Here is a 3209-nt window from a genome sequence, read left to right as displayed (position 1 = left end):
CACCTCGACATCGTCCTCAACTCCCTCGCCGGAGACTTCACCGACGCCTCACTCCGCCTCCTCAACCCCGGCGGACGCTTCATCGAAATGGGCAAGACCGACATCCGCCAACCCGAAGACCTCGCCGAAGCCCACCCGGGCATCGCCTACCGCGCCTTCGATGTGATGACCGAGGCCGGGCCCAACCGCATCCACGCCATGTTCGGTGAACTCCGCGACCTCTTCGAGACGGGGGTTCTGCGTCCCCTGCCGGTCACCGCCTGGGACATCCACCATGCTCCGGACGCTTTCCGCTACTTCAGCCAGGCTCGCCACATCGGCAAACTCGCCCTCACCCTCCCCCACGACCTCAACCCCGACGGCACCGTCCTCATCACGGGCGGCACCGGCACCCTCGGCAGCCTGGTGGCCCGCCACCTCGCCGACGACCACGGCGCACGACACCTGCTGCTCGTCAGCCGCAGCGGACCCGACGCCCCCGGCGCCCCCGAACTCGAAGCCGAACTCACCGCACACGGCGCCGACGTCACCATCGCGGCATGCGACACCAGCGACCGCCAAGCCCTCGCCACACTCCTGGAATCCATCCCCGCCGAGCACCCCCTCACCGCCGTCATCCACACCGCCGGCGCCCTCGACGACGCCACCATCACCACCCTCACCCCCGAGCAGGTCGACACCGCCCTACGCCCCAAAGCCGACGCCGCCTGGCACCTCCACGAACTCACCCGCCACCACGACCTCGCCGCGTTCGTCCTCTACTCCTCCGCCGCCGGCACCCTCGGAAACCCCGGCCAAGGCGGCTACGCCGCCGCCAACACCTTCCTCGACGCCCTCGCCACCCACCGCCACACCCAAGGACTCCCCGCCACCTCACTCGCCTGGGGGCACTGGGCCCAAACCAGCGGCCTCACCAACCACCTCGACCAGAACGACCTCGCCCGCATGAACCGGGCCGGAATCATGCCGCTCCCGACCGAGGACGCCCTCAGCCTCCTCGACACCGCGCTGACCGCTGGCCGCCCGAACCTGCTGCCCATCGGCCTGAGCCTGCCCGCGCTCCGTGCCCAGGCCGGCAACGGCACCTTGCCGGCCGTGCTCAGCGGCCTCGTCAGCACGCCCGGCACCCGCAACTCCGGGCGGCAGAACGTGCGTTCCCTGCCCTTGGCGCAGCGGCTCGCCGGGCTGAGCGAGAGCGAGCGGCGCGGGATGCTGCTCGATCTCGTCCGTACCCACAGCGCCACCGTCCTCGGGCACACCGACCCCAACGCCCTCGACGTCGAGCGCGGTTTCCAGGACCTGGGGCTCGACTCCCTCACGGCCGTCGAACTCCGCAACCGCCTCACCACGGCCACCGGCCTCCGCCTCCCGGCCACCCTCATCTTCGACCACCCGACGGTCACGGCACTCGCCGCTCATCTGCACGGCGAACTGACGGGGGCCGTCGCCGCGGCAACGGCTCCGGTTCCCGCCCGCGCGGCCGAGGTGGACGAGCCGATCGCCATCGTCTCCATGGCCTGCCGCTTCCCCGGCGGTGCGGACACCCCCGAGGGCTTCTGGCGGCAACTCGTCGAGGGCCGCAGCTCGATCTCGCACTTCCCGGAGGGCCGCGGCTGGAACCTGGACGAGCTCTACGACCCGAACCCCGGGCAGCCGGGCAAGACCTACGTCCGTGAGGGCGGGTTCCTCCACGACGCGGCCGAGTTCGACGCGGACTTCTTCGGCATCTCGCCGCGCGAGGCGCTGGCGGCCGACCCGCAGCAGCGGCTGCTGCTGGAGACGAGCTGGGAGGCCATCGAACGCGCCGGCATGACACCCGCCTCCCTCAAGGGCAGCGGCACCGGCGTCTTCACCGGCATCTGCGCCCAGTACTACGGCGGCGACTCGACCCACGTCCACCAGGACCTTGAGGGCTATCTGCTCACCGGCACCGCCACCAGTGTCGCCTCCGGCCGGATCGCCTACACGCTCGGCCTCGAAGGCCCGGCCGTCACCGTCGACACCGCGTGCTCCTCCTCCCTCGTCGCCATCCACCTCGCCACGCAGGCCATCCGCAACGGTGAATGCGCCATGGCACTCGCCGGCGGCGTCGCCATCATGGCGAGCCCGGCCGCGTTCCTGGAGTTCTCCCGGCAGCGCGGGCTGGCGCCCGACGGTCTGTGCAAGGCATTCTCGTCCGGCGCCGACGGCACCGGCTTCTCCGAAGGCGTCGGGCTGATCCTGCTCGAACGTCTCTCGGACGCCGAGCGCAACGGCCACCCGGTCCTGGCCGTCATCCGCGGTACCGCGACCAACCAGGACGGCGCCTCCAGTCAGCTCTCGGCGCCGAACGGTCCATCGCAGCAGCGGGTCATCCGGGCCGCCCTCGCCAACGCCCGCCTGTCGCCCGGTGATGTGGACGCCGTCGAGGCGCACGGCACCGGCACCAAGCTGGGCGACCCGATCGAGGCGCAGGCACTGCTGGCCACCTATGGCCAGGACCGCCCGGACGAGCGGCCGTTGTGGCTGGGGTCGGTGAAGTCCAACATCGGGCACACCCAGGCCGCGGCCGGTGTCGCCGGTGTCATCAAGATGGTCATGGCCATGCGGCACGGAGTTCTGCCCCAGACCCTGCACGTGGACGAGCCCACCTCACACGTCGACTGGGAAGCGGGGGTCGTCAGCCTCCTCACCGAGCAGACCCCCTGGCCCGAGCTCGACCGGCCGCGCCGCGGGGCGGTGTCCTCGTTCGGCATCTCCGGCACCAACGCCCACCTCATCCTCGAAGCACCCGTCACACCCGAGCCGGCGGCCCCCACGGCGGACGATGACACGGCTGCCCCGCCGGTGCTGGCCTGGCCCCTCTCGGCCAAGACGGACGGAGCGCTGGCCGCTCAGGGCCGACGGCTGCTGGAGTACGTCGCCGACCGGCCCGAGCTCGACCCCGCCGACATCGCCCATTCACTCGCCACCACCCGCACCCACCACCCCCACCGCGCCGTCGTCGTCGGTGCCGGACGCGACGACCTTGTCGCCCGCCTCGGCGACCTCGCCCGTCAGCACCCCCACGCGGACGTCATCCGCGGCACGGCGTCGGCGAGTCCCGGGAAGATCGTGTTCGTCTACCCCGGACAGGGCTCCCAATGGCCCGCCATGGCCACCGAACTCCTGCGCACCAACCCCACCTTCCGACAACAAATCGAAAACTGCGCCGACGCCTTCACCCCCTA

General features: G+C 71.5%; 1 protein-coding gene. It reads left to right on the top strand.

Annotated features, from left to right (window positions below; translation table 11 throughout):
- The coding region (locus ACIGWZ_RS39360) for an SDR family NAD(P)-dependent oxidoreductase (RefSeq protein WP_400072861.1) at positions 1-3209 on the top strand (3209 nt) is incomplete at both ends.

Origin of the sequence: Streptomyces sp. NPDC053427 (assembly GCF_044544985.1) — a bacterium.
GTDB lineage: Bacteria > Actinomycetota > Actinomycetes > Streptomycetales > Streptomycetaceae > Streptomyces.
The sequence above is the reverse complement of the archived record's forward strand: the minus strand, read 5'-3'. Positions and strand labels throughout refer to the sequence as shown.